Source organism: Bradyrhizobium sp. ERR14 (assembly GCF_014198235.1).
In the GTDB taxonomy this organism is placed as follows: domain Bacteria; phylum Pseudomonadota; class Alphaproteobacteria; order Rhizobiales; family Xanthobacteraceae; genus Bradyrhizobium.
Window position 1 is genome coordinate 305,283 of the sequence record NZ_JACIHD010000006.1, and the last position, 24,184, is coordinate 329,466.

The 24,184-nt window shown below is 64.6% G+C and carries 23 protein-coding genes; 2 read left to right on the forward strand and 21 right to left on the reverse strand.

Going from position 1 to position 24,184, the window contains the following annotated elements; all coding sequences use genetic code 11:
- Window position 1: 1 nt before the first annotated feature.
- Window positions 2–1,432 (reverse strand): PLP-dependent aminotransferase family protein, encoded by a 1,431-nt coding sequence (locus tag GGD62_RS19630; RefSeq protein WP_183709807.1) that lies wholly within the window; start codon window positions 1,430–1,432, stop codon window positions 2–4.
- Window positions 1,433–1,532: 100 nt separating this feature from the next.
- Between GGD62_RS19630 and GGD62_RS19635 the strand changes: the two genes are divergently transcribed.
- Window positions 1,533–2,447, forward strand: coding sequence for a DMT family transporter (locus GGD62_RS19635; RefSeq protein ID WP_183709657.1), 915 nt, complete (start codon window positions 1,533–1,535; stop codon window positions 2,445–2,447).
- Here the strand turns inward: GGD62_RS19635 and GGD62_RS19640 are convergent.
- From GGD62_RS19640 to GGD62_RS19715, 16 genes are all read right to left on the reverse strand, one after another.
- On the reverse strand, window positions 2,426–3,484 hold the full coding sequence (locus tag GGD62_RS19640; protein ID WP_183709659.1) for a YeeE/YedE family protein: 1,059 nt from the start codon (window positions 3,482–3,484) through the stop codon (window positions 2,426–2,428). The two genes, GGD62_RS19635 and GGD62_RS19640, sit on opposite strands and share 22 nt — an antisense overlap.
- 2 nt (window positions 3,485–3,486) lie before the next feature.
- Entirely contained in the window at window positions 3,487–4,491 is a 1,005-nt protein-coding gene (locus GGD62_RS19645; RefSeq protein WP_183709661.1) for a zinc-binding alcohol dehydrogenase family protein, read from the reverse strand.
- 76 nt (window positions 4,492–4,567) lie between these two features.
- Window positions 4,568–5,899 (reverse strand): phenylacetate--CoA ligase PaaK, encoded by a 1,332-nt coding sequence (gene paaK / locus GGD62_RS19650; RefSeq protein WP_183709663.1) that lies wholly within the window; start codon window positions 5,897–5,899, stop codon window positions 4,568–4,570.
- Window positions 5,900–5,937: 38 nt separating this feature from the next.
- Complete coding sequence (gene paaI, locus GGD62_RS19655; protein WP_183709665.1) at window positions 5,938–6,387, reverse strand: hydroxyphenylacetyl-CoA thioesterase PaaI; 450 nt, start codon at window positions 6,385–6,387, stop codon at window positions 5,938–5,940.
- Between the two features lie 101 nt (window positions 6,388–6,488).
- Complete coding sequence (paaE, locus tag GGD62_RS19660; RefSeq protein ID WP_179740233.1) at window positions 6,489–7,571, reverse strand: 1,2-phenylacetyl-CoA epoxidase subunit PaaE; 1,083 nt, start codon at window positions 7,569–7,571, stop codon at window positions 6,489–6,491.
- A 2-nt stretch (window positions 7,572–7,573) separates the two neighbouring features.
- The gene (gene paaD / locus GGD62_RS19665) at window positions 7,574–8,077 is read right to left on the reverse strand and encodes a 1,2-phenylacetyl-CoA epoxidase subunit PaaD (protein WP_183237973.1); all 504 of its coding nucleotides are present in this window, start codon (window positions 8,075–8,077) and stop codon (window positions 7,574–7,576) included.
- A complete protein-coding gene (paaC, locus tag GGD62_RS19670) occupies window positions 8,071–8,847 on the reverse strand; it encodes a 1,2-phenylacetyl-CoA epoxidase subunit PaaC (RefSeq protein ID WP_183709667.1) in 777 nt (258 codons plus the stop codon). The genes paaD and paaC overlap by 7 nt, the downstream gene beginning before the upstream one ends.
- Complete coding sequence (gene paaB, locus GGD62_RS19675; RefSeq protein WP_018315588.1) at window positions 8,847–9,134, reverse strand: 1,2-phenylacetyl-CoA epoxidase subunit PaaB; 288 nt, start codon at window positions 9,132–9,134, stop codon at window positions 8,847–8,849. The genes paaC and paaB overlap by 1 nt, the downstream gene beginning before the upstream one ends.
- Before the next feature lie 10 nt (window positions 9,135–9,144).
- The gene (gene paaA / locus GGD62_RS19680) at window positions 9,145–10,137 is read right to left on the reverse strand and encodes a 1,2-phenylacetyl-CoA epoxidase subunit PaaA (RefSeq protein ID WP_183709670.1); all 993 of its coding nucleotides are present in this window, start codon (window positions 10,135–10,137) and stop codon (window positions 9,145–9,147) included.
- Between the two features lie 76 nt (window positions 10,138–10,213).
- Window positions 10,214–11,080, reverse strand: coding sequence for a phenylacetic acid degradation operon negative regulatory protein PaaX (paaX, locus tag GGD62_RS19685; RefSeq protein ID WP_018315586.1), 867 nt, complete (start codon window positions 11,078–11,080; stop codon window positions 10,214–10,216).
- A 211-nt stretch (window positions 11,081–11,291) separates the two neighbouring features.
- Window positions 11,292–12,062, reverse strand: coding sequence for a triacylglycerol lipase (locus GGD62_RS19690; protein ID WP_026201525.1), 771 nt, complete (start codon window positions 12,060–12,062; stop codon window positions 11,292–11,294).
- Between the two features lie 188 nt (window positions 12,063–12,250).
- Window positions 12,251–13,537 carry a DUF445 domain-containing protein gene (locus GGD62_RS19695; RefSeq protein WP_183709672.1) on the reverse strand — a complete coding sequence of 429 codons (1,287 nt, stop codon included), beginning with the start codon at window positions 13,535–13,537 and terminating at the stop codon, window positions 12,251–12,253.
- A gap of 220 nt (window positions 13,538–13,757) precedes the next feature.
- Entirely contained in the window at window positions 13,758–14,213 is a 456-nt protein-coding gene (locus GGD62_RS19700) for a phasin (protein ID WP_183709674.1), read from the reverse strand.
- A 219-nt stretch (window positions 14,214–14,432) separates the two neighbouring features.
- The gene (locus GGD62_RS19705) at window positions 14,433–15,026 is read right to left on the reverse strand and encodes a GNAT family N-acetyltransferase (protein ID WP_161966493.1); all 594 of its coding nucleotides are present in this window, start codon (window positions 15,024–15,026) and stop codon (window positions 14,433–14,435) included.
- The gene (locus GGD62_RS19710) at window positions 15,023–16,105 is read right to left on the reverse strand and encodes an alpha/beta hydrolase (RefSeq protein ID WP_018315581.1); all 1,083 of its coding nucleotides are present in this window, start codon (window positions 16,103–16,105) and stop codon (window positions 15,023–15,025) included. The genes GGD62_RS19705 and GGD62_RS19710 overlap by 4 nt, the downstream gene beginning before the upstream one ends.
- Window positions 16,102–16,485 carry a hypothetical protein gene (locus GGD62_RS19715; protein WP_026201523.1) on the reverse strand — a complete coding sequence of 128 codons (384 nt, stop codon included), beginning with the start codon at window positions 16,483–16,485 and terminating at the stop codon, window positions 16,102–16,104. The genes GGD62_RS19710 and GGD62_RS19715 overlap by 4 nt, the downstream gene beginning before the upstream one ends.
- 167 nt (window positions 16,486–16,652) lie before the next feature.
- On the opposite strand from GGD62_RS19715, the gene GGD62_RS19720 reads away from it, so the two are divergent.
- On the forward strand, window positions 16,653–17,567 hold the full coding sequence (locus GGD62_RS19720; protein ID WP_018315579.1) for an alpha/beta fold hydrolase: 915 nt from the start codon (window positions 16,653–16,655) through the stop codon (window positions 17,565–17,567).
- Here the strand turns inward: GGD62_RS19720 and GGD62_RS19725 are convergent.
- The 4 genes from GGD62_RS19725 to GGD62_RS19740 form a co-directional block, all read right to left on the reverse strand.
- Complete coding sequence (locus tag GGD62_RS19725) at window positions 17,564–18,238, reverse strand: spermidine synthase (RefSeq protein WP_018315578.1); 675 nt, start codon at window positions 18,236–18,238, stop codon at window positions 17,564–17,566. The two genes, GGD62_RS19720 and GGD62_RS19725, sit on opposite strands and share 4 nt — an antisense overlap.
- Before the next feature lie 30 nt (window positions 18,239–18,268).
- Window positions 18,269–21,505: a bifunctional cytochrome P450/NADPH--P450 reductase gene (locus GGD62_RS19730; protein WP_183709676.1), complete on the reverse strand. Its 3,237-nt coding sequence runs from the start codon at window positions 21,503–21,505 to the stop codon at window positions 18,269–18,271.
- A gap of 115 nt (window positions 21,506–21,620) precedes the next feature.
- On the reverse strand, window positions 21,621–22,616 hold the full coding sequence (locus GGD62_RS19735) for an alpha/beta fold hydrolase (protein ID WP_018315576.1): 996 nt from the start codon (window positions 22,614–22,616) through the stop codon (window positions 21,621–21,623).
- Between the two features lie 10 nt (window positions 22,617–22,626).
- Window positions 22,627–24,177, reverse strand: coding sequence for a wax ester/triacylglycerol synthase family O-acyltransferase (locus GGD62_RS19740; RefSeq protein WP_104464597.1), 1,551 nt, complete (start codon window positions 24,175–24,177; stop codon window positions 22,627–22,629).
- Window positions 24,178–24,184: the final 7 nt, after the last annotated feature.

Below are 24,184 nucleotides of genomic sequence, written 5' to 3' on the forward strand. Positions count from 1 at the left end.
GCTAGAAGCACGATGCCATCGTCCGCAATGCCGCGCTGATCTCGTTCTCGCGCCAGGCCGCAAAGCCAAGCAGCAGGCCATGATCGCGGGGTCGATCCAGCGCCAGGCTGGACAGCGCCCGCGTTTCAACGCCCGCGGCAGCCAGTCGCTTGACTGCCGACCGATCGGCGCTCCCGCGTTTGAAACGGGCGACGAGCTGGATGCCGCCCGCGGGCACTTCGACCGAGAGCATCTCGCCCAGATGGCGCTCCAGTCCTGCAACGATGTGGTCGCGGCGCGCGTGATAGAGCCGGCGCATCCGGCGCAGATGCGCGAGGAAATGCCCGTCGGCGATGAACTCGGCCAGCGCTTCCTGGATGTGGCTGGACGCGATCAGCCCGATGTGCCGCTGTGCGATCTCGAAGGTGCTGACCAGCGCCGGCGGCACGACGAGATAGCCGAGCCGGATATCCGACGTCATCACCTTCGAGAAGGTACCGACATAGAACACGCGACCATGGGCATCGAGCCCTTGCAAGGCCGGCACCGGCCGGCTGTCATAGTGGAATTCGCCGTCGTAATCGTCCTCCACGATCCAGCTCTTGCCGGGCCTGCACACACCAAGAAATTCGGTGCGACGCGCCAGCGACATCAGCCGTCCGGTGGGATGCTGGTGCGATGGCGTCATGAAGATCAATTTCGGGGCCGCGAGACCCGGCATCCGCTGCATGCCCTGCGTGTCCAGCCTCATGCCGGTCACGCGCGCGCCGGAGGCACAGAAAGCGGCGGCCGCGCCGGGATAACCGGGATCCTCGACCCAGACCTCGTCGCCGGGGGAGATGAGAACAGCCGCGATCAAGGTCAGTGCGGCCTGCGCGCTCGGCAGGATCATGATCTGCTCTGGCGTGGCACGAACGCCTCTGCTCGCGGCCAGGTAATGCGCGAGCGCCTCGCGCAGGCGCGTTCGGTTGACCGGTCCGAGTTCGCGTTTGGCCGCACGCACGGCGCTGCGGCGCAGGCAGCGAGCCCAGATCTCGTTCGGAAACTCCCGCGCATCTCCAAGCCCTGGCCGCAACGGTCTGAGCGGCACCTGATAGGACATCGGCCAGTCGGTCTGCTTGAGCTGCGAGGCCCAGGGTGAAAGCCGCAGCTTGCCGGAGCGCACGCGCGCCGCAACGGTATCCGCTCCTTCGCCTCGTTCGCCGCCGTCGACGGTGACCACCGGACGGCGGCCATGCGAGGCCTCGAGGTATCCCTCCGCGGCGAGCTGCTCGAACGCATAGGTGATGGTGTTGCGGGAAACGCCGAGATCGCTCGCGAGCCGGCGGCTCGACGGCAGCGCGCGACCTTTGCCGAGGCGGCCGGCCGCGATCAAGCCTCGGAGCTGGCTCGTCAGTTGAGCCACCAGCCCGTCGTCGCCGGTCCGCTTCAGGTCGATCAGGGCCGAGATCATATCATCCGAAACTGGCACCTTGTTCCTTTCTCATCTGGCGCTTTTGTGGGTACCAGCGCGGATGCTATCTGCCGGACCGGACTGGTTCAAGGATCTTGCGATGAACTCCCTGTCACCCCGCGCGGCCGTCGGCCTGTTCCTCATTGTCGTGCTGGCCTGGGGCGTGAACTGGTCGGTGACGAAGCAATTGGTGCAGCTCGTCCCGCCGCTGTGGAGCTCGGCGATCCGGAGCTGGATCGCGCTGGCAGGATTGTTTGTGATCCTCGGGCTGAGCAACAATCTTGTGATTCCGGAGCGACGCGACGTTCCAGTAGTCCTCAGCGTCGCGCTGCTGCACATGACGCTCTTCTCGATTCTGGTCGCGACCGGCCTGCGCTTCCTGCCCGCAAGCAAGGGCATCGTGCTCGGCTACACCACGCCACTCTGGGTCGCGATTGCGGCACCCCTGCTCGGAAAGGACACCCTGACCGCGCCCAAGCTCGCCGGCGCCCTGCTCGGACTGATCGGCCTTGCCGTGATCCTGAATCCGTCTTCAATCGACTGGAGCAATGCCAACGTCGTGCTCGGTGCCGGCATGGTCATCCTGGCCGCGATCTCGTGGGCTGCGAACATCATCTATATCCGCGCGCATCGCTGGATCGCCTCTCCGCTCCAGCTCCTGTTCTGGCAGCTGCTCGTGGCCACGGGCGTGCTCTCGACCCTTGCGATGGTCATCGACGGGCTGCCGCACGTGGAATGGTCGTGGCGGCTGGCTATGCTGTTCCTGTACTCTGGCCTGATCGGAAGCGCGCTGGCCTATTGGGCGATGTCGATGGTCAACAAGAGCATCTCGGCGCTGACGACGTCGCTTGGTACCACCGGGACGCCGCTCGTCGGTATCGCCAGTGCTGCGATCCTGTTGGACGAGCCCCTCGACTTGAGCCTCGCTGTCGCCGCCGGATTGATCGTCACCGGCATCGGACTTGCGACGCTCGGCGACCGGCTGTTGCGCGGTCAGGCCACCGCGAGCGGTTGAACCCGCAGCACGCCACGCAAACCTGCAGTCGTGCCGAGCAGGATGCCGGCGAGCGCGACGAACGAGCCCAGCGCCAGCGTCGATACGCCCGTGAGCCCCTGCCCGATCGAGCAGCCGAACGCCATCACGCCGCCGATGCCCATCAGCGCGGCGCCGCTGCCCGAGCGCAGCATGTGGCGCGGCGAGGAATAGCCTTCAAGCTTGAAGCGGCCTGTGGCGAGTGCGGTGATCAGGCTGCCGGCGAAGACGCCGGCGACCGTCGCAATGCCGAAATTGAGCGTCAGGCCGGTCGAGAGCATGGCGTATTGCAGCGCGTCCGCGATCGGCGCGATGAAGGTGAGCGAGGTCACCGGCACCGGATTGAAGTCGTCGGCACCGAGATAGCCGGTGACAAGCCAGCCGGCGGCGACGAGCAGGCCGACGACGACGCCCGCCGCGATCTGGCCCGGTGAGCGCCGGAACATCGGATGCGCGAAGGCAAACAGGATCAGCGCGACGACGATCACGGCCGCCGCCAGCGCACGCGAGAGCACTTCACCGGGGCCAAGCGATGCCAGCAACGAAGGCAGCGAATTGACATTGACGATGGTTTGCGAGGCCTGAACCAGCGCGATGCGCGCCGGTGCGATCAGCCCCTTGAGCGTCATCTGCGCAGCGATGGCGAGCACGATCACGACGACGAAGGAGCGGAGATTGCCGCGGCCGAGCAGCACCAGGGCGCGCGAGCCGCAGCCGTTCGACAGCACCATGCCGTAACCAAACAGCACTCCGCCGAGGAACAGCACCGGCACCGAGAACGTCTGCTGCAGGTAGATCGACTTGCTCAAATCAGCAATGCCGTTGCCGGCAAGGAACTGGCTGGCGGCGATCGCGACGGCGATCGCCAGCGCATAGGTCCGCACCAGCCGTCCGTCTCCCTCCGCAAGCCAGCCGCGCATGCTGCTCATCAGGCAGAAGCCGCTGAGCAGACCGACGGCGCCGTAGACAAGGCCGATGGCAAGGCCGGCGAAGATGACGAGTGCTGCGGACGAGTCCATGATTACGGCTTCAGGACCACGCGATCCCGCGAGGAGCCGGCAACCGCGACATACGCCTCCTTGGCGCGCTCCAGCGGATAGACGGCATTCGCCTTGATCGGGAACGGCTTCAGCTGGCCGCTCGCAAAGCCCGGGCCGAGATCGCGCAGCACTGCGCCTGTCGCGGCCGACGACAGGCCGAGGGTATCGATGCCGACATAGGTGTGCTGGCCCCGGTAGAATTCGAGGATGTTGAACTGCACGATGCGGTCGATCGCGGCGATCAGGATCTGACGGCCACGCAATGCGAGCGACTTGTGCGCGGCCTGGAAATAGGGATCGCCGACCGTGTTGAAGACGACATCGACCCCCTTGCCGCCGGTCAATTCGCGCACGCGCGTGGCGACGTCGGTCGCGGAGGCGTCAACCACCTCGATGGGGGCGTTGGTGTGGCCTTCGTAAGCTTCCGCTTTGCGCACCACGCCGATGACGCGCGCGCCCTGCCATGTCGCGATCTGCACCGCGGCCTGGCCGACCTTGCCATTGACGCCGAACACCAAAACGGTCTCCCCGCTCTTCGGCACGCCGGCGCGGCGAAAGCCTTCCATCGCGGTGACGAAGGGCACGCCGATGCCCGCTGCCTCCTCCCACGACACCGTGCTCGGCTTCTCCACCACCGCATCAGCCTCGACGACGAGATGGGTTGCGTGGGTACCGTCGCGGCGGATGCCGAGATCGCCGGAGGAGCCGAACACCTCGCGGCCGACCGCGCCGGCCGGCCCGTCGGTCACCACGCCGGAATAGTCGCGGCCGGGCGTGCGCGGGAACACAGCATAGGGCATCAAGCCGGTCGCGGCCTTGACGTCGGAGGGATTGACGGCGGCGGCCTTGACCTCGATCAGGACATCGTTCGGACCGCGCGTCAGCGTGTGACGCTCGACCACCGGCGCAACCGCGGCAGCATTCTCGGCCTTGGCATTGAGGCGCACGCAGCGCGCTTCGACGGTTTTGGTATCGGCTGGCAACATGAAAGACCCGCGATTTCTCGCGGGCCTTGTCGCCTCTGGGGCCGGTCAAGTCAATCCGTCAAGTCAAGCCGTAAAGTCAAGCCTTGGGCCGCTTGTCGTAGAGACGCTTGGCCTTGCCGAGCGAGCGCTCCAGCGTGGCGGGCGCGACCACCTGCACCCTGGAGCTAATGCCGATGGTGTTCTTGATGTGGGTCGCAATCCGGTCGGCATGGTCGAGGAGACCGCGGCCGTCCCAGCTTTCGGACCGCGCCTCCGCGATGATGGTCAGCTCGTCCATACGGCCTTCGCGGGTCAGTTCCAGGATGAAGTGGCCGCCGCACCAGTCGGTCGCGAGCAGCACCTCCTCGATCTGCGTCGGGAACAGGTTGACACCGCGCAGGATGATCATGTCGTCCGAGCGGCCCGTCACCTTCTCCATCCGCCGCATGCCCGGCCGCGCCGTGCCTGGCAACAGCCGCGTCAGGTCGCGGGTGCGATAGCGGATCACGGGAAAAGCTTCCTTGGTGAGTGAGGTGAAGACCAGTTCGCCCTTCTCACCGTCCGGCAGCACCGCACCCGTTTCAGGATCGATCACTTCGGGATAAAAATGATCCTCCCAGATGTGCAGGCCATCCTTGGTCTCGATGCATTCCTGGGCGACGCCGGGGCCGATCACCTCGGAGAGACCGTAGATGTCGGTCGCATCCATATCGAAGGCGTCCTCGATCTCGCCGCGCATCGCATTGGTCCAGGGTTCGGCGCCGAAGATGCCGACCTTGAGCGAGCACTGGCGCGGGTCGAGCTTCTGACGCTTGAACTCGTCGAGGATTGCCAGCATGTAGCTCGGCGTCACCGTGATGATGTCGGGCCGGAAGTCGTTGATCAGCTGCACCTGCCGCTCGGTCATGCCGCCCGAGATCGGCACCACGGTGCAGCCGAGTTTTTCGGCACCGTAGTGCACGCCAAGGCCGCCGGTGAAGAGGCCGTAGCCATAGGCATTGTGGATGATCATGCCCGTACGCCCGCCGGCGGCGCGGATCGAGCGCGCCATCACGTCCGACCACGTGTCGATGTCTCCTTGCGTATACCCCACCACGATCGGCTTGCCGGTCGTGCCGGAGGACGCATGCACGCGCACCAGCTTTTCGCGCGGCACGGCGAACATGTTGAAGGGATAATTGTCGCGCAGATCCGTTTTCACCGTGAACGGGAATTTCGCGAGATCGGAGAGCTCGCGAAAATCGGACGGATGCACGCCGGCCTCGTCGAAGGCCTTGCGATAATGCGCGACGTTGTCATAGGCGTGCTTCAGCGACCAGGCCAGCCGCTGCTTCTGCAGCGCCATGATCTCGTCGCGCGAGGCGCGCTCATGCGCGTCCATCTCGGCGCTATAGGCGCTGCCGCCTTCCTTGAGTCTCGTCAGAGCCATCCTCGTTTCCCATCATTGATTAGTTTTTTCTTGCTTGATTATTGGTCCTGCGTCGGCAGCCACGTGCCGGGAATGACACGCGAGTGCCCGCGGAATTCGGCGACGACGACGTCACCGGCGGTGACGCGCACGTCGTAGATGCCGGAGCGGCCGCCGCGGGTGATCTCGCGCGCCTTTGCGACGAGGCGGTCGCCGAGCCTGCCCGGCTTGATGAAGGTGATCTGCCCTTGCGCTGCGACCACGCGTTCGTTGTGCGAGTTGCAGGCAAACGCGAAGGCGGAATCGGCGAGCGTGAAGATGAAGCCGCCATGGGCAATGCGTTGGCCGTTGACCATGTCTGGCCGCACCGTCATTGCGAGCGTCGCGAAGCCGGGGCCAATCTCGACGATCTCCATGCCGAGCCCCTTGGAGGCATCGTCCTCCGTCCACATCGCCTCAGCGCAGGCGCGGGCAATATCCTCAGGCGACAGGGCGGCTTTGACGTTCACGCGCTTCTCCCGGCCAGATGTTGGCCCATGATGTTCTGCTGGTTGGCGAAAACTGTCAAATAATGCGACGCATTTGCATTGTCGGGTTCTGATGCGCCCGGTCAGACATGGTCATAATCGACCACGACCCGCTCCGACGACGGCTTGGCCTGGCAGGTCAGGACGAACCCGGCCTTCAGCTCCCAGGGCTCCAGCGAATAGTTGATGTCCATCGGCGCTTCACCCTCGACCAGCTTGGCGCGGCAGGTCGAGCACATGCCGCCCTTGCAGGCGAAGGGCAGATCGACGCCGGCGCGCAGCGCGGCATCGAGGATCGCCTCGTCCTCCGCGACCGGCACGTCGCGGCGTTTGCCGTCGATGATCAGCGAGGCGATCGCCTTCGGCGGCGCGTCGGGCGCGACCACCTTCTTCGGCCGCGGCTTGCCGCCGAACTCGGAGACGAAGCGCTCGACGTGGATACGCTCTTCGGCGATGCCGCGCTCGCGGCAGGTCGCCTCGATATCCTCGCTCATGCCGAGGGGCCCGCAAATGTAGACGTGATCGACGCTGGCCGCAGGCACCAGCGAGCGCAGCAGCACCCTCACCTTGTCGCCGTCGAGCCGGCCGTGCAAGATCGGGATGTCCTGCTCCTCGCCGGAGATGACGTGGAAGATCGAGAGGCGGTCGATGAAGCGGTCCTTCAGTTCCTCGAGCGCTTCAAGGAACATGATGTTGTCGGTGGTGCGGTTGCCGTAGAACAGGAAGAAGCGGCTGTCCGGCTCACGCGCGAGCGTGCCCTTGACGATCGACAGGATCGGCGTGATGCCGGAGCCTGCGGCGAACCCGACATGGATGCGTCCGGCATCCGCGTGAGGAATCGCACCGAAGCGGCCCGTCGGCGTCATCACATCGAGTTCGTCGCCGCATTTGAGATCTTCGGCTGCCCAGTTCGAAAACGCACCGCCGTCGACCTTCTTCACGGCGATGCGGATCTCGCCGTCATCAGGGCCGGAACAGATCGAATAGGAGCGGCGCACCTCCTCACCGTCCAGCGTGGTGCGGAGCGTGAGGTATTGGCCAGGCGTGAAAGCGTAATCGCCGGCGAGTTCGCCGGGGATGGTGAAGGTCATCGAGATGGCGTCGGACGCCTCGCGGCGGAGATCGTTGACGGCCAGGCGATGGAAGCGCGGTGCGGTGGCTGACATGGTCAATGACACTTGAAGTAATCGAACGGTTCGCGGCAGGACTTGCAGCGCCACAGCGCCTTGCAGGAGGTCGAGCCGAATTCAGACAGCAGCTCGGTGTTTTCCGAGCCGCATTGCGGGCAGGCCACTGCCTGTTCACCGAACAGTGCCCGGCGCGAGCTTGAAGCCTGCGGCGGCGCGATGCCGTAGGCGCGCAGCTTGTGGCGACCCTCCTCGCTCATCCAGTCGGTGGTCCAGGCCGGCGACAGTACGGTGCGGACTTTCGACCGGCGAAAACCGGCGCGCTCCAGCGCGACCTCGATTTCCAGCGCGATCATGTTCATCGCCGGACAGCCGGAATAGGTCGGGGTGATCGCGACCTCGACGTGATCGCCGTCGAGCGCAACCTCGCGCAGCACGCCGAGGTCGGCGATGGTCAGCACTGGAATTTCGGGATCGACCACGCTCGCCGCGGCGTCCCAGGCGCGCCGGCGCAGTTCGCTGTCACGGTCGAGCACGCTCACCATGTCAGCCCCGGAAAGGTGCGCTGCATCGATTGCAGCTCGGACAGGAGATGGCCGAGATGTTCGCTGTGCCGGCCCACGCGGCCGCCCTGCTGCATCCAGTCGTTCTGCGGCAGGACCAGCGTGGCTTCACTGGCGACATCGGAAAGCGTTTGCAACCAGCGACCACGCAAGGTGCCGGGATCAATCGCGATACCGGCGTGGATCAGCGCGCGCTCGCCATCATCGACGGCAAACATCTCGCCGGTGAAGGCCCAGAGCTGATCGATCGCGGCTTGCGCGCGGGCATGACTCTCATCGGTGCCGTCGCCGAGCCGGATAAGCCACTCCGAGGCGTGGCGCAAATGATAGGCGCTCTCCTTCTCAGATTTGGCGGCAATCGCGGCCAGCGTCGTGTCGCGCGAATTCATCATCGCGCGCCAGTAGAGGTCGGCGAACGCGGAATAGAAGAACTGTCGCACCAGCGTCTGGGCAAAATCGCCGTTCGGCTGCTCGACCAGCAGCAGGTTGCGATACTGCCTGACGTCGCGCAGATAAGCGAGCTTGTCCTCGTCGTTGTCCTTGCGTTCGGCCTTGGCTGCGTAGCTGTAGAGCTCGCGCGCTTGGCCGATGAGGTCGAGCGCGATGTTGGAGAGGGCCATATCCTCTTCCAGCATCGGCGCGTGACCGCACCATTCCGACAGCCTGTGGCCGAGGATCAGCGCATCGTCGGCGCGGCGCAGCGCGTAGAGCACCAGCGGCGTTTCGGAGACCTCGATGTTGGCGATCGCCATCACATGTGCCCCACTTCTTCCGGCACTTCATAGAACGTCGGATGCCGGTAGATCTTCGATTCCGCCGGCTCGAACATCATGCCTTTTTCGGCGGGATCGCTAGCGGTGATCGCGGTGGACGGCACGACCCAGATCGAGAGACCCTCGCCGCGGCGGGTGTAGACGTCGCGGGCAGCCTGCAGAGCCATCGTCGCGTCGCTCGCATGCAGCGATCCCACATGCTTGTGCGCGAGCCCGTTGCGGCTGCGAATGAAGACTTCCCACAGCGGTGTGTTCGGCGTGGCCATATTGGTCTCCCTATTCCGCGGCTTGCGCGGTCTGGCGATGCGAACGTTTGGCCGCATAGGCGGCGACGGCTTCGCGCACCCAGGCGCCGTCTTCGTGCGCCTTGCGGCGCGCAGCCATGCGATCGCGATTGCACGGGCCGTTGCCGGCGAGGACCTGCTTGAACTCGGTCCAGTCGATCTCGCTGTAACGCCAGTGCCCGTCGGCATCCTGAATCATGTCGGGATCGGGGATGGTGAGGCCGAGATATTGCGCCTGCGGCACCGTGGCATCGACGAATTTCTGGCGCAGCTCGTCGTTGGAGAAGCGCTTGATCTTCCACTTCGTCGAAGTGTCGCTATGCTGGCTCGTGCTATCTGGCGGGCCGAACATCATCAGCACCGGCCACCACCATCTGTTCAGCGCATCCTGCGCCATCGCCTTCTGCTCGTCCGAGCCGCGGCACAGCGTCAGCATGATCTCGTAGCCCTGGCGCTGATGGAAGGATTCTTCCTTGCAGACGCGGATCATCGCGCGCGCATAGGGTCCATAGGAGCAGCGGCACAGCGGGATCTGGTTCATGATCGCGGCGCCGTCGACCAGCCAACCAATGGTGCCGATGTCGGCCCAGGTCAGCGTCGGATAGTTGAAGATCGAGGAATACTTGGCTTTGCCCGCGAGCATGGCGTCGACCAGCTCTTCGCGCGAGGTGCCGAGCGTCTCGGCCGCGGCGTAGAGATAGAGGCCGTGGCCGCACTCGTCCTGCACCTTGGCGAGGAGCGCGGCCTTGCGGCGCAGGGTCGGCGCGCGGGTAATCCAGTTGCCTTCGGGCAGCATGCCGACGATTTCGGAATGGGCGTGCTGGGAAATCTGGCGTGTGAGCGTCTTGCGATAGGCCGCCGGCATCCAGTCGTTCGGCTCGATGCGCTCCTCGGCATCGATGCGGGCCTGGAACTGCGCAGCTTGGCCTGCGTCCTCAAGACTGCGGTCGTTGGTCTCGGCCGTATTCAGCGCCTGGGTATACATGCGCATCCTCCCGATTTATTGGGAGGGAATATATAACAATAATTACGTCATGCAAGATATTTCTGTAACATAAAACTCAGGCCTCGAACCTCCTTTCCAGCAGCTTCCGCGCTGGCGGCAATGGCCCCTTTTCGTTGGTTCCATGTCCATCAAGCCATTGTTCGGAGGGGGCAAGCAGCGCACGATAAATTTCGCCGCACAGGTCCCGTGCGGCCCTGCCCGGCCAGTTCGTCGGCAGCAGGCTTTCGGGCAGCAGCGGATCGCGCAGCACGACGCGGCGGTAGTGGTGGATCAAGAGGATGCGCGCGGTGAAGGCGTCGGCCTCGGACAGATCCGTGCCGCGGCCGATCGCGGCGCGCAGCGGCTCGAACGTCTTCATGAATTTCAGATAGGCATCCGCGGTGCGATCCAGCGGCCAACTTGCGCTGAGCAGTCGACGCCCGCTGTCATCCTCCGCCGAGACCTCGAGACGGATCGCGCCCGAAGCTTCATCCGGGACTGGCACCCCCGACGGCGCGACCCAGACGCCCGGCAGCGGACTGCCGAAGCCGGCATTGCGCAGCGCGTCGCGCGAGGCGTCGCGGTCCTCACCGTTGCCGATCAGGAGCAGCTCGAAGCGTCCGGTCCAGTCGGATGGCGGCGGATCGTAGATGTGGCGCGTCGCGGCCTCGAACGTCTGGCGCCCCTTGTCGGCCAGCCGATAGAAGCTGTTGCGGCCGACCTTTTCCCGCGTGAGCCAGCCGTCGGCGGCGAGCCGCGACATCGCCGTGCGCACCACGCCGCTGTCGATGTCGAGCCCTTGAAAGAATTCCAGCAGCGTGCCGAGCCACACTGAGCTGCCGCGCGGCACGATGGCGTCGCCGAACACGGTGATGACGATGGAGCCGGTGCGCGAGGGTTCGCGCTTGAGCTGGTCGATGATGCGGGACAACGGATGCGCCATGCCCGAGGCATAGCGCGTTTGATACAGGCGCGACAATGGACCGGAGCGACGCCACTTCTCCTTCTCCCCGCTTGCGGGGAGAAGGTCGGGATGAGGGGGAGCCTCCGCGCATTCGGTGAGAGCGGGAGTCGCGGAGACTCCCCCTCACCCGGATCGCATCTCCGATGCGATCCGACCTCTCCCCGCAAGTGGGGCGAGGTGAAGAGGCGCACTACCGATGCGGATCGGGATAGGCCAGGCTGCGCCAGCCGCTACGATCGAACGGCCGCCACTGGCCTTCCTTCTGCGCGAGCCGGTCGGCCACCGCATAGACCACGGCGGGATGATGGCCCATGCCGCAATGGCTGCTCTCGACCTCGATGCTCTCGGTCTGGGCGCCCGTCTTCTCCATGCAGCCCTGCCAGGCGCAGACGCCGTCGGTGCGGCTGAAGATGGCGGTGGTCGGCACCGGCGGTGGCACCGCGAGCTCGCCGCCGAACCGCGGGTCGACCTCGTCCGACTTCCGACCGCTCGCCCATTCATAGACGCGCCAGGCATTGGTGGAGCGGGGATTGCCGGCGAAGGGGCTGCCGAGCGTGATCACCTGGCGCACGCGCTCGGGCATCATCTTGGCGAGCTGGCGTGCATAGAGGCCGCCGAGGCTCCAGCCGACCAGGCTGATCTTGCGGCCATGGGTGTCGCTGAGCTCCTCGACCAGATCTACCATGGCATGCTGCACGCCCTCGCGCAGACCATAGTTGCGGCCCTGGCGCCAACCGCTCACCGCATAACCCTTGCTGGTCAGAAACGTCCGCAACGCACGCGTGGATGCATCCGAGGCCACGAGGCCCGGCAGCACCAGCACCGGATGCCCATCGCCGCGCGGCGCAAGGCTCAGCAGCGGCAGCGCGCCGAGGAACGCGCCGAACTCGTGGATCGCGCGCCCTTCCAGAAACATCAGTGTTCTCGACGGCGGACGCAGCGTCTGGGCAGTAGCGGTCATCAATGTTTCCCCTGAGAAGACGCCGGGCGCGATGCCGGCAAATGGGCATGAATTCCAATACGCCGGCTTCTTGATCGTTCCGCAGCGCAGCATGAATCAGCTAGGCGGCCGGTTCCCGACATTCAAGCGGGAGAGTCGCGGGGCGACAATAGGCCCGCGCGTTAATGCTAACGTCCGTGACGCAAAAGTCACAGCAATCGGAGCAGGAATTCTACGGAGTAGAGCACCAGCCCGGCGAGCCCACCGATCAGCGAACCGTTGAAACGGATGTATTGCAGGTCGCGCCCGATGTTGATTTCGATCAGCGAAATCAACTGCGCCATGTCCCACGCCTTGACCTGGTCGGAGATGAAGATGGAGACGCCGCTTTTCTGGTCGGCGACGAAGCTGCGCAGCACCGTTACCAGCCCCTTGTTGATCTCGCCGCGCAGCTCGGCATCGCCCGCGAGCGCTTCTCCTGCGGCGACGAACATGCCGGCGAGATGATGCTGCAGCACCTGCGTTTCGCCGCTCGCGCTGCGCTCGATGAAAGAGCGCGTGTTGGCCCACACGGTGCGGGCGAGATCGGCAAGCTCGGGCCGCGCAAGCAGATCGCGCTTCAGCCCGTCGATCCGGTCGATATAGGCCTGATCGGTGCCGAGCCGGTCGACGAAGCTCAGCACCATGCGATCGAACTCGCCACGGAACGGATGTTTGGGATCGCTGCGCACTTCATTGAAGAAGGCGGTGGCGGACGCCACGATCTTGTTCACCAGAAACTTGTCCGCGCGATAGAGCCGCAGCAGGGTTGGCAATTCCGCGCGCACTTTCTCCCGGATCATCCCCATCGTCTCTTTCTGGTTCAGCGTCTCGTGCATCACGCGCAGGAGATCGTCGAACAGGATCTGGTGGCGCCCCTCCGCCACGAAGCCGCGCAACGTGCCGGCCGCGAGCGGGGCGAGGTCGATGGCCTGGAGTTGCGATGACATGCGGCGGATGATGAAGGTCATCAGGCCCGAGCTCTCCGTCGCCGAGACGGCTTCCGGCAACAGGCGGAGCGCGAAGCGCGCGAGATCGTCGCTGCGCTTGCGGTCGCGCAGCCAGTCGGCGACGAAGGAGCCGAAATCGATCTCCTTCAGCTTGGCCTCGACCGGACCGGCCTCGAGGAAATGCACCTGGATGAATTCGCCGAGCTTGTCGGCGATCCGGGCCTGGTTGCTCTGGATGATCGCGGTATGCGGGATCGGCAGGCCGAGCGGACGCTTGAACAGCGCGACCACGGCATACCAGTCGGCAAGCCCGCCGATGGTCGCGGCTTCCGCGAAGGCGGCGATGAAGCCGAACACGGGATGCACCGGCAGCAGCCATTTCGCGACGATGAAGAGCAGAAGCGTCGCGGCCAAGACCAGCGTCGCCAGCGCCTTCACGCGGCGCAGCTCGGCCGCGCGTTCGGCATCGCCGGGAGTGTCGAAGGAGAAGGTCGCGGGTGCATTCATGACGGATGGGAGATTACGTCATTCCGGGGCGATGCGAAGCATCGAACTATGGTGCGCTCTTGCGCACCTAAGAAGCTCGAGATTCTCTGGTGCGCAATTGCGCACCAGAGTTCGCCCTTCGGGCGCCCCGGAATGACGGTCAGTCACAATGACGGCAGCGCAGAAACAAAAGGCCCGCCGAAGCGGGCCTCAAATTTCAGTTTTCACTCAGGGCGCCGGATCAGGCGGTCTTGTTGTAGGCCTTGGCAAAATTGTCCTGAGCGGACTTCGCACCGTTGGCGGCGAGCTGGCCGAAATAGTCGGCGGTCGCCTTGGCACGCGAGACGAACACTTCGCCGCGGGCGCGGAGCAGGCTCGACTGGATCTCGACGGCTTCGCTGACCGACTTGGCGGAAGCAAGCTTGTCGATGCCGGCGAAGAACGCCTGGGCGTCGTCATAGATCGCCTGCTGGATGTTGCGGCTGATCTTGCCGGCCTCAGCGACGGATTCGGTCACCGCGTTCTCGACGGCGGCGGTCACGCGCTCGGAGCCTGCGAAGGCCTCGGCAGCACGATCCTTGGCGGTGTTGGCGGTCTTCTTGACGAACTCGCGGGCGGCCTCGGGAACTTCCAGATTCTGGATGTTCTTGAAAGCGTCCTTGAAGCCCTCGAAAGCGGTGTTGGTTTCAGTGGTCATGGGGTTCTCTCCATCCTCATTGGTTTGAGCTATGGGCTCACCCCGTCCGCATTGGCCCGGGGCACGGCTTATATGGCATAGTTAATTGTGCGATGCAATATTCATATTGCACTGCGATATCACGAAACTGTGAACAGCCTTAACGGGCGGCAATCTGATGCCTCCCTGGCCAAGCGGGCTCCCCAGAGTGGTCGGACCGCGGTGGCTTGGACGGCGGTCCTAGTGCTGCACCGCGCCCGGCAGCCCGTAGGCCTCCATCTGGGCCTGGACCTGCGCGATGTTGTGGCCGAGCACGACGATGTCGTGGGTCTTGCCGTCGACGTCCCGGACATGGTCGCGCAGCAGCGCCTCGGCCTTGAAACCGAGGCTCTCGAACACGGCGATCGCGGCCTGCTGGTCGACCGTCATCTGGACCGAAAGTTTCTCCAGGCCCGCGCCGAGCGCGAGCGCAAAGGTCTCCTGCGACAGCGCCCGCCCTACCCCCTTCCCGCGCACATCGAGCGAGACGACCATGCGGATCTCGCCGACATGGGGTGACCAGGAGTGCGGATCGCGCACCAGCGTGCCGCAGCCGACGACCTTGCCGTCCCTGACTGCAAGCAGGCTCGTAATCGCGCCACGCTCGATCTCCTTGACCCAGGCCGACAGCACCTTCGGCTCGCTGATATTGCGCGGCAAAAACAGCAAATCGTGGGTCGGCAGGCCTTTGCCGAAGGCGAGCACCGCGGCTTCATCCGCGGGCGACATCAGGCGAATCTCGATATCGCCGGCGTCGGTCTTGACGTGGCGCGGATACGAACGCTGCTCGCTCATGTCGATCTCTTCCCTAGCCAGGAATCCAGTTTCGGCCATAGCCGCTTGACGGCGTTGGCTCCCGCGACGAGCGAGACGTGACCGCCCTTCAGCATCACCTCTTCCTTGTCCGCAGAACCAATCTTCGCGATCAGGTGCTTGGCGGCCTCATACGGCACAATGTGATCGTGCTCGGCCACCGCATGCAGGATCGGCACCTTGATATTGTCGAGCTTCGCAGGCCGGCCGCCGACCGACATGGTGTCGTTGAACAGCTTGTTGTCCCACATCAGGTCCTTGGTGATGGCGCGGAAATACTCGCCAGCCAGCGGCAGCGTGTCGGTCGCCCAGCGGTCGAACATGCGGTACGACTTGACGAATTCGTCGTTCCAGATGTTTTCCCAGAGCTGGATCTGGCTGACCGTGCGCGAGGCCGGACGCAACATCTCGAACGAGGACAGGATCATCTCCGGCGGCACGTTGCCGACACTGTCGACGAGATGGTCGACGTCGAAATAGCGACGGTCGGAGAAGTTCGAGAACAGCTTCATCTCTCGGAAGTCGATCGGCGTGGTGAAGCAGATCAAATTCTTCATCGGCCCGTCCTTGTGGATCGCGCCGTAGAGCAGCGACAGCACGCCGCCGAAGCAATAGCCGATGACCGAGACGTCCTGCTCGCCGGAATCCGCCTGTACCCGGCGGACGCAGTCCGGGATGAAGTCGAGGACGTAGTCCTCCATCCGCAGGCTCTTCTCCTCCGGCCGTGGCGCACTCCAGTCGAGCATATAGACGTCGTAACCGCGCTTGAGCAGGAATTCGATAAAGCTCTGACCGGGCACGAGGTCGAGGATGTAGCCGCGGTTGGTGGTCGCCATCACGATCAGCACCGGCACACGGTAGATCTCGTCCGACATCGGCCGATAGTGATAGAGGCTCATCGTGCCGCGCGAATGCAGCACATCCTTAGGCGTCGATCCAAGTGACGGACCCGAGGTCGAGAAATATTCGACGCCCTTGATGCTGCGCTGGATGGCGCGCTGCACCTCGGATTGGATGCGTTCCGGGATAGATGCGAAATCAAGTCCGGGAGCTGCATTCATGCCTGCTCTCCGCCCTCAGACGGCGGACGCTTGGTGCGTGGCGGCCGCAATGCGGAATCGGCCCCCTGAGACACGCCGGCACTTGCAGCCATCTGGCTCAGCAGCGACTTGATCTCACCGATCTGGCCTTCGATAGCTTGCAGCCTTTCGGCAAGGCCTGTGACCTGCTCCCGGCTCGGCAGGTTCATGGAGACCAGATACTTCTCCATGAGTTCGCCGAGCTGCTTCTGAGCACCTGCAGCAACTCCCCCCGCACGGTTCATCGCCTGCGAAAACTCGGGTGACGACATGGCCTGGTTGGCGAAGGAGTTGAACCCCTTCTCCATCTCACCGACCATCTTTTGCCACATGGCGACCGGGTCATTGGTCTTGTCGGTCATCGGCGTCCTCCAGATGTCGAGAGCTTCGATGCCCTTCTTTTTCCGCCATACCACACCGTTGCGCCGTGCCGGTCAACCGGCAAGCAGCGGCTCGGTGCCGCGTGCGGCTTTCATTGCAACGGGAAACCGTGCGATACAGCATCAGTCAAACGCTTGAGGGAACGCCTGTGACGACCCATCAGCCGCCCCAGACCGTCCGCGCCAACGGCATCGACATCTGCTACGAGATTTTTGGCAACGACAATGCCGAGCCGCTGCTGCTGATCATGGGATTAGGCGCCCAGATGATCCATTGGGACGATGCGTTCTGCGAGCAGCTTGCCGCACGCGGCTTCCGCGTGATCCGCTTCGACAATCGCGACATCGGCAAGTCGAGCCATCTGACGGGCGGCAAGCGGTTGACGCCACTCGAGCTACTGAAGCTGCGCTTCTTCAAGATTCCCGTCGCGGCAACCTACAGGCTGATCGACATGGCGAAAGACACGGTCGGGCTGATGGACGCGCTCGGCATCAAGTCGGCGCATCTTGTCGGTGCGTCCATGGGCGGAATGATCGCGCAGGAGGTGACGCTGTCGTTCCCGCAGCGCGTGCGCTCGCTGACCTCAATCATGTCGACGACAGGCAATCCGCGCGTGCCGCCGCCGACGCGCGAGGCCGCCGCAATGCTGATGGCGCCGCCGCCGCGCAGCAAGGAAGAGTTCATCGTCCGCTACGGCCAAACCTGGAAGGTGCTGCGCGCCGGACATTTTCCGGAGGAGGAAGCGCTCGATCCTGAACGCGCCGAGCGCGTGTTCGCGCGCGGGCTCAATCCAGCCGGCGTCGGCCGCCAGCTCCGCGCCGTGCTGGCGTCCGGCAGTCGCAAGGAAAGGCTGCACGCCGTGCAGGCGCCGACGCTGGTCATTCACGGCACCGTCGACCCGCTGGTGCGGCCCGAGGGCGGCAAGGACACGGCGGCGTCAATCCCGAACGCAAAACTGTTGATGATCGAGGGCATGGGCCATGCGCTGCCGATGCGGTTCTGGCCCGAGATCATCGGCGCCATCGACAAGCACGCGCATGGCGCGGCCGCGCAGGCGGCTTAACTCTTCTTCGCCATCCAGATTACGTGGCGCGCGCCGCCGCCTCTGCCGGTGGCGCGGACGGCGACTTCATTGACGTCGAAGCCCGCCCGCTTAAGGCGCTTGGTGAAGGCGTGATTGGGTCCCGACGACCAGACGGCGAGCACGCCGCCCGGCCGCAGTGCTGTCTTCGCCGCCGCCAGCCCGCTTGCGCTGTAGAGCGCATCATTGCCTTTGCGGGTCAGCCCCTCGGGGCCGTTGTCGACGTCAAGCAGGATAGCGTCGAAGGCCGCGCTCTTGGCACGGATGACTTCGCCGACATCGGTTTCCCGGATGCTGACCCTGGCATCATCGAGACTATCGCCGAAGACCTCCGCCATCGGTCCACGTGCCCAGGTGACCACCGCGGGCACCAGCTCGGAGACCACGATTTTCGCCTTGGCGCCAAGCACCGCCAGCGCTGCACGCAGCGTAAAGCCCATGCCGAGGCCGCCGATCAGGACGACGGGTTTTGCGACCGTCTCGATCTGCTTCGCCGCGAGCGTTGCGAGCGCGGCCTCCGAGCCCGACAGGCGGTTGTTCATCAACTCGTTGGTGCCGAGCTTGATGGAAAACTCCTTGCCCCGCCGCATCAGGCGGAGCTCCTCGTCGGAGCCGGGGATCTTGGCGGTATCGATTTTTTCCCAGGGAATCATGAGGGACGTTTAGCACGATCGGGCGAACAATCACCCACCCGCCCAGACGTCCAGCACATACCGGTTCTTCGTCCCCATCTCCTCGATCCAGCGCGCAGCTGCGGCCGCGTCGCTGCCGCTGTTCTCGCGATGGATCGCGACCAGTGCCGCCTTCACGTCCGGCTCCATCTTGCCGCCGTCGCCGCAGACATAGATGATCGCGCCCTGCCCGATCAGCGGCCAGACCTTGTCCTTCTGCGCGGCGAGCAGGTGCTGCACATAGGTCTTCGGTCCGTCCGCGCGCGAGAACGCCGTGAAGAGTTCCGTGATGCCGCTCGCCGCCAGCGCCTTCAGCTCGTCCGCGTAGAGAAAATCCTGATCGGGATGGCGGCAGCCGAAAAACAGCATCGCGGGTCCGAGGGTGGCGCCCTTCGCCTTGCGCGCCGCCCGCTCCTGAAGGAAGCCGCGGAACGGCGCGAGGCCCGTGCCGGGGCCGATCATGATGATGGGCACCGAGGGATCGTCGGGAAGCCGGAAGCCGGCCTTGGTCTCGCGTACGGTGGCGTAGATCGCATCGCCCGGGCGACGGTTGGCGAGGTAGTTCGAGCAGATGCCCTTGTAGGTGCCGCGGCCGGAGGCGGCCGGCCCTTCGACCACGCCGACCGTGACGCTGCAGCGCGCCGGGTCGACCGACGGCGAGGACGAGATCGAGTAATAACGCGGCGCCAGCAGCGAAAGCATTTCCAGATAGACATGGAACGGCAATTCGCAGGCGGGATATTCGAGCAGCAGATCGAACACCGATTTGCGACTGGTTATAATCTCGCTGCGGTAACGTTCGAGCGGCTCAGGCTCCTCGCCGACGAAGGCGAGCAGCTTCGGCTTGGTGACCGGGCACCGGGTGTGCTCGGCCATGATCTGGATCTGCTTGCGCGTCGCGACCTGCTGCAGCTCGACGAACTCGCTGAGCAGGCGGCCGACCGACACGGCATCCCCTACCGGCAATTGCGCACGGCGGCCCTCGGCGACCTGAAGCCTGATCTGGTCGGCGGGCAGGAAGCCGAAGCGGCGGGCGACCGAATCCACCAGCGTGGGATCGTTGCGTGGCACGACACTCAAATGATCGCCGACGCGGTAGGCGACGTTGGACGGCAGCTGCACCTCGATGTGGCGCGTCGAACGCTCGGATGGATTGGATCCGCCCTTGTTTTGAAGCTCGTCGTTGGCGAGCACCTTCATCGCGACAGCACCGCCCTGGGCGACGATGGTGTTGACGGCTGTGACCGCCACCGGCTCGATCGCATAGAGCGGATCATCCTCGGCAGTGCGGGTGAAATTCCAGTCGATGCCGAACTCCTTCGTCGCGACCTGGGCCGCCGCCGGGAACCATTTCTGGAACTGGCCGTCGAGATCGCTGCGCGCATCGCCCTCGCCGCGCGGATAAACCGCGCGCGCACCATGCGACGACAATTGCTCGTCAATCAGGCGCGGCACCGATTGATAGGTCGCAGCCCAGTCGCTGTTGCCGCAGCCGAACACGGCGTAGCGCACGCCGGCGAAGGCATCTTTCGGCAGATCGTCGCCGAGCCATTTGACGAACTGCGTCGCGTTGTCAGGCGGCGCGCCGTTGTAGGACGCGCAGATGATCAGAACGCCGCCCTCCTGCGGCAGCTTTCCGACGTAATCGTCGAGCGGGCCGAGATGCACGGCAAAGCCGTTGATCTCGGCGAGATCAGCCATGCGCGTCGCGAGTTCCTCGGCGGTGCCGAGATTGGAGCCGTAAAGCACCAGCATCGGCGTGTTATGGCCGGGCCGGGCCGTCGGCTGGCGCGGCGCCTTCGGCGCCGAGGACGTAGCCGCGATGGGCCCGCCATAGGCGCCACGCTCGCGATCGGCGCGCGGGCGCACCTTGATCTTGAAGCCTTCCGGCTTCATCGTCAGGGTTTCCTTCAGATGCATCTGGTAGCGCTGGTGATCGATCAGCTTGAAGCGCTGCAGGATCATGCCGAGCGCGAGCGCGGCCTCGTGCATGGCAAAGCCGCGGCCGATGCAGGCGCGCTGGCCGTTGCCGAACGGCTTCCAGGCATTGACCGGCCGCTTGGCCTCCGCCTCACGGCTGAAATTCTCGGGATCGAACGCATCCGGATTTGGCCCCCAGACGCTGGGATCGCGATGCAGCGCCGTCACAAGGATGGTGGTGAAGGTGCCCTTCCGGAGCTTGTACTTGCCGCCACCGAGTGTCTCGTCCTTGAGCGGCGAGATGCCATAGGCCGGCGCCGGCGGCCACAGCCGCAGCGCCTCTTTCAGGATCTGCGTGATGTAGGTGAGCTGCGTCACCTGCTGGTAGGTGGGCTTCGCGTTGACGTCGGGGCCGAAGACACGATCGACCTCCTCATAGGCCTTCTTGAGGATGTCCGGGTGCTTGAGCAGCGCATAGAGCGTATAGGACAACAGGCCGCTGGTGGTCTCGTGGCCCGCGATCAGGAAGGTGTTGATCTGGTAGCGGATGTTGACGTCGTCGAGCTGCTCGCCGGTCGAACGGTCGACGCCGGTCATCATCGCGGCGAGCATGTCCTTCTTGTCGTCGATCCCTTCCGCGCTCTTGCGCCGCTCGGCGATGATCTCGTCGACCATCTTGTTCATGAAGGCGACGTCTTCGGCGAGCGTCTTGCGCCGCTTCTGCATCCAGAGCTGCTCGAACGGCAGGCCGCGTGTCATCATGATGGTTTCGAGCGAGCGCACCAGCGACTCGACGAAAGGATGGTAGTCACGCCGGTAGAACGAATTGAAGCGATACTCGAAACCGCACAGGCCGATGGTGTCCAGCGTCAGCGCCGTCATGTCGTGGACGACGTCGATCTCGTCGTCGGCGTTGAGCCGCTCCCACTTCTGGACGAGCTGCTCGGCGATATCGACCATGCTCGGGTGGTAGGACTGCATGGCGCGGTTGCCGAACGGCTGGAGCAGGATGTTGTGGGCCTTGCTCCAGTTCGGCTCGCGGGTGTCGGCCGTGAACAGGCCGTCGCCGCCAACCGCGCGCACGCGCCGCAGCGCGCCGCGCACCGTCTTGTCGAAACGCTTCTCGTCGGAGAGCTCATCGACGAGATCGTGGCCCGAGACGACCACAATCGGCGAGCCCATCATGTCGAGCCAAAAGATCGGACCGAGCTCCTTGGCGAGCCGCGTCAAATGCTGCACGGGGGCGGCCGAGTCCAGCGACAGCATGTTGCCGACCACAGGCTTGGTCGGCGGATGCGGGATCGGGTCCAGACGGTTCTTGGATGACATTGACGTGCGTTTCCCTCTGCCTTGCGTCATTCCGGGATGGTCCGAAGGACCAGACCCGGAATCTCGAGATCCCGGGTTCGATGCCATGCATCGCCCCGGGATGACGTCTGCGTCCTCACCCAAACCGCCTTCTACGCCATTCGATCAGCTTGGCGCTGACCTCTTCCGGCTTCTCCTGCTGCGTCCAATGGCCGCTGTCCTTCACCAGATACTTCTCGAGGTCGGGGATCAGCTTGTCCATGCCATCGGCGGAAGACGGCGGCAACACCGCGTCGTTCTCGGCCATGATCATCAGCGACGGCACCCGCACCGTATGATCGAGCCCTTCGGCGCGCGTCCAGTTGCGCGACATGTTGCGGTACCAGTTGATACCGCCGGTAAAGCCGGTTCTGGTGAAATTGTCGACGAACACCTTCTTCTCTTCCGGTGACAGGATGGGCGTGCGCGGATCGTGCTTCGCATCATAGGCAGCAATCATTTGCGGAAACGCCAGATTGACCCGCGGCGAAGCGCCGACGCCGGCAACCACCTCCTCTGCCGGCGCGTCGGGCGGGCGCGGCACCGGCTTGCGCATGAAAGCATCGAAGGTTTGCTCGACGCGACTGCCAAAGATCTTGTCGGGCTCACGCGCCGGATCCTGAAACTGCACGATGTACATCTTGTCGCCGAAGCGCGCGCGCAGGAGCTCGATCGGATCGGCCCAGGCGCGGTTGGTATGAGGCGTGTTGATGCCGACCACTCCCGCAACCCGCTCAATGTGGCGCAACGGCATCTGCCAGACAATGAAGCCCCCCCAGTCGTGACCGACGAAGATTGCCTTGTCGATATTCAAATGATCGAGGAGCCCGACGAGGTCGCCGGTCAGGTGCTCAATGTCGTAAGCCTCGACCGGCTCGGGCCGGTCGGTCGCGCCATAACCGCGTTGGTCGGGCGCGATCACGCGGATGCCGGCCTCGCTCAGCGCCTTGATCTGGTGGCGCCAGGAGAAGGCGAGCTCGGGCCAGCCGTGACACAGCACCATCGGCGGCATGTCGGTGTTCGGGCCAGCTTCGTAATAGCCCATGCGGATTCCGTTCGTCTGCACGAACTTGAGCGGTGGCATTTCAATCATCGAACCATTCCTACTCAGCGGCACCCTTGATGTCGGTCGCCGGCGGCGCGTAGGCCGCCTCCAGCGCGGCGAACTCCTCCGGCAGCATGTCGCACATCACCTGCACATGCGGAATGATGTTGGCGCCGACGATGAAGCCGAAATCGAGCTGGTCGCGATAGCTCTGCACGGTGATGTTGAGCGCCTGCCCGTGCGTCGAGATCGACACCGGGAAGATGTGCAATAGCTCCGCGCCGGCAGCGTAGAGCGTCTGCCGCGGCCCCGGCACGTTGGACACCGTGATGTTCGCGGCCGGCGGCAGCACGTCCGACAGGTTCGAGCGGCTGTAGAGCAGCGCCAGGATCTGCACCATGATCGGCGCGCCGAGCATCGAGATGTTGGAGACCTGGGGCATCAGCGCGCGCAAGGGGTGCGACATCTCCTTGGACTTGGTCGATTGCGCGATGATGGCTTCGAGCCGCGCCTTGGGATCGTCGATGTTGGTCGCGATCGCGCAGATCATGCCGAACACCTGGTTATTGGCTTCGGTGTTACCCTCCTCGCGCAGCGAGATCGGCACCGCCGCGGTCAGCGATTTCGCCGGCAGCGTGCTGTACTCCTTCAGGTAACGCCGGACCACGCCGGAGGCGAGCGCCAGCACGACGTCGTTGAGCTTGCCGCCGGCCTGCTTGGCCAGCGCCTTCGCCCGCGACAGCGGGATCGACACGCCGGCGAAGCTTCGCTCCGAGGAGATGGTCTTGTTGAGCATGGTCGGCGGCGACACCATGCTGGCGAGACTCTCGCGCGACTTCGGATCGGCGACCTTGCCAAGCACCTCGGAGACGCTCTTGACCATGGTCGGGATATTGCCGGCAAAGCGCACCGCGCTCTCGATCTGGTACATCGCATTGTCGAACAGGATCGAGCCGATGTCGCTCTTGCCGGTGCGCGGCAATTGCAGATTCTGGGCGGCCTTGCCCGCGTCGAGTGGCTGGTTGAACAGCTGCTGATAGGAATCGAGCAGGTTGGCGGCGATGTCACGCGGCTCCTGTCCAGGCTTGGATCCCGCGGCCGGCGGATCGACCTTCCGCGGGATCGGCGAGATGTCGTAGATCATGTTGGTCAGGGCGGCACCAGCGCCGCCGTCGATCGCGGCATGGTGCATCTTCGAATAGAGCCCGACCTCGTTGTCCTTCATGCCCTCGAACACGTAGAACTCCCAGAGCGGGCGAGCCCGGTTCAGGAGCTTGGCGTGCATCCAGCCGACGATGCGCTCCAGCGTGGCGCGGTCACGCGGCTGCGGCAGGCTGGCACGGAAGATGTGGCGGTCGATGTCGAACTGATCGTCCTCGACCCAGGAGGGATGATCGATATCGAGCGGCGCCTTTTCCAGCCGCGCTTTGAGGATCGGCGCGATGTGCAGGCGCGATACGATCATCGCCTTGAAGTCTTCGAAGAAGTCGCCCTTGTAGTCGTCGGGCAGGCGAAAGATCGCCATGCTCCCGACATGCATCGGCATCTCCGGCGTTTCCAGATAGAGAAACGACGCGTCCAGCGACGACAGCTTCTTACCGTCAGCCATAGTTCCC

Bases quoted from the DNA above. Each gene is read 5' to 3' on its own strand.
- paaB (WP_018315588.1), bottom strand. From the start codon at position 9,134: ATGGCCACGCCGAACACACCGCTGTGGGAAGTCTTCATTCGCAGCCGC.
- GGD62_RS19735 (WP_018315576.1), bottom strand. From the start codon at position 22,616: ATGATTGAAATGCCACCGCTCAAGTTCGTGCAGACGAACGGAATCCGC.
- paaC (WP_183709667.1), bottom strand. From the start codon at position 8,847: ATGGCGATCGCCAACATCGAGGTCTCCGAAACGCCGCTGGTGCTCTAC.
- GGD62_RS19645 (WP_183709661.1), bottom strand. From the start codon at position 4,491: ATGTTGCCAGCCGATACCAAAACCGTCGAAGCGCGCTGCGTGCGCCTC.
- GGD62_RS19635 (WP_183709657.1), top strand. From the start codon at position 1,533: ATGAACTCCCTGTCACCCCGCGCGGCCGTCGGCCTGTTCCTCATTGTC.
- GGD62_RS19700 (WP_183709674.1), bottom strand. From the start codon at position 14,213: ATGACCACTGAAACCAACACCGCTTTCGAGGGCTTCAAGGACGCTTTC.
- GGD62_RS19740 (WP_104464597.1), bottom strand. From the start codon at position 24,177: ATGGCTGACGGTAAGAAGCTGTCGTCGCTGGACGCGTCGTTTCTCTAT.
- paaE (WP_179740233.1), bottom strand. From the start codon at position 7,571: ATGTCAGCCACCGCACCGCGCTTCCATCGCCTGGCCGTCAACGATCTC.
- GGD62_RS19690 (WP_026201525.1), bottom strand. From the start codon at position 12,062: ATGACCGCTACTGCCCAGACGCTGCGTCCGCCGTCGAGAACACTGATG.
- paaX (WP_018315586.1), bottom strand. From the start codon at position 11,080: ATGGCGCATCCGTTGTCCCGCATCATCGACCAGCTCAAGCGCGAACCC.
- GGD62_RS19640 (WP_183709659.1), bottom strand. From the start codon at position 3,484: ATGGACTCGTCCGCAGCACTCGTCATCTTCGCCGGCCTTGCCATCGGC.
- GGD62_RS19730 (WP_183709676.1), bottom strand. From the start codon at position 21,505: ATGTCATCCAAGAACCGTCTGGACCCGATCCCGCATCCGCCGACCAAG.
- GGD62_RS19710 (WP_018315581.1), bottom strand. From the start codon at position 16,105: ATGAATGCAGCTCCCGGACTTGATTTCGCATCTATCCCGGAACGCATC.
- paaA (WP_183709670.1), bottom strand. From the start codon at position 10,137: ATGTATACCCAGGCGCTGAATACGGCCGAGACCAACGACCGCAGTCTT.
- GGD62_RS19715 (WP_026201523.1), bottom strand. From the start codon at position 16,485: ATGACCGACAAGACCAATGACCCGGTCGCCATGTGGCAAAAGATGGTC.
- paaD (WP_183237973.1), bottom strand. From the start codon at position 8,077: ATGGTGAGCGTGCTCGACCGTGACAGCGAACTGCGCCGGCGCGCCTGG.
- GGD62_RS19630 (WP_183709807.1), bottom strand. From the start codon at position 1,432: ATGATCTCGGCCCTGATCGACCTGAAGCGGACCGGCGACGACGGGCTG.
- paaK (WP_183709663.1), bottom strand. From the start codon at position 5,899: ATGGCTCTGACGAGACTCAAGGAAGGCGGCAGCGCCTATAGCGCCGAG.
- GGD62_RS19705 (WP_161966493.1), bottom strand. From the start codon at position 15,026: ATGAGCGAGCAGCGTTCGTATCCGCGCCACGTCAAGACCGACGCCGGC.
- GGD62_RS19695 (WP_183709672.1), bottom strand. From the start codon at position 13,537: ATGAATGCACCCGCGACCTTCTCCTTCGACACTCCCGGCGATGCCGAA.
- GGD62_RS19725 (WP_018315578.1), bottom strand. From the start codon at position 18,238: ATGATTCCCTGGGAAAAAATCGATACCGCCAAGATCCCCGGCTCCGAC.